The organism is Nitrosomonas communis (assembly GCF_900114745.1).
GTDB classification, from domain to species: domain Bacteria; phylum Pseudomonadota; class Gammaproteobacteria; order Burkholderiales; family Nitrosomonadaceae; genus Nitrosomonas; species Nitrosomonas communis_A.
The window spans coordinates 1-1,176 of sequence record NZ_FOUB01000189.1; the positions used below are offsets into that span (position 1 = coordinate 1).

Annotated in this window: 1 protein-coding gene and 1 pseudogene; one reads left to right on the top strand and one right to left on the bottom strand. The window is 42.3% G+C overall.

Annotation, left to right across the window (positions count from 1 at the left end):
* Positions 1-485: PDC sensor domain-containing protein (locus BM122_RS21330; protein ID WP_218152222.1), on the bottom strand; the 485-nt coding region annotated here is incomplete at its 3' end.
* 604 nt (positions 486-1,089) lie between these two features.
* Here BM122_RS21330 and BM122_RS21335 point away from each other — a divergent pair.
* Positions 1,090-1,176, top strand: a pseudogene (locus BM122_RS21335) (IS200/IS605 family transposase); the annotation flags it as partial.

Consider the following 1,176-nt stretch of genomic DNA (forward strand, 5'->3'; position numbering starts at 1 on the left):
TTAATGACGTACGTCTTATGTACGGTTTCGAATGGTGGTGAGAGGTAAAGGATGTCCGCGTTGGGATGCCGTTTGACTTCCTGAAAATAATCGCGGAAACCAATATTCATTCCGATCAATTCAGCACTCGTCGAGGCCGTGATGGTACCTTCTTTATCGACGATATTCATAGTGCGTATGCCCGGTATGATGCTGGCTGCCTTGAGGTGCCGTATTACCGCTGGCTGCCCGGCTTCGTCTTTCCAGTGAGCCAGATTGCTGCGAACGTTTTCCAGCGCAAGGTTCGCACTTGTCAGCTGGTACTCCGTGTTCTCAGCAATTACCCGTGCCTGAATCGACAATCTGTCATGCTCACGGGCAGCAGTACGCTCATGCTCAAAATACAGATTGAATGTAATTCCCACACCCAAAGCGATCAGGATTAGACCGAGCCATAACCATTGCCTATATAAAGTTTTTTTGGGCTGATTAATTCGAAGCAGCATGGGTTTCTCCTATTCAACATAGTCAACGAGACCATTCACTTACATGATGCAAAAGATGAAGAGCAGACCAGTTCAAGTGAGCGCTTACGCAAAATGTTTGCAGCAAACTTACCAGCATACTGCACCAATAATTGCGAATATTAATTTATGCAGGATGCACAAATCCGTTTACAAATCGCTCCGTTAACATCCCTTGTTCTGAGAATTAAACTGATTAAAAGTTAATCAGGTAAAACGGTAGCATCAATTTCTTATCTTTTTAGGTATTGAGGAGTCGAATAGCAATCTAAAGAAGTTAGATACACAAATCTATTGTACTTTGGGACAAGTGATGTTTTTGCTCAGTTGAAAAGGCTATGACCATCAGCAATGACACTTGGTGCAACCTACAAACAGATCATAAAGTGATTGAAATTTGTGAATTTCAATCTGAAAGGATTTTATAGCTGATTCCATTTACAAATCAAAATGACGCGAAGGCAGGCCGCAGACAGTATAAATAAATAAGGTAATCCCCCGGCTATGCCGGGGGACTATTAAAGGTTTGACCGTGTGATACGGTCACCGTGAGTCTTTTAGCTTGATCAAGAGCTAGGAGAATCAAATGAGAGATTATCAGAGTTTGGCCCATACGACATGGGACTGTAAGTACCATATCGTATTTATTCCGAAAATAAGGAAGAAAGTGATA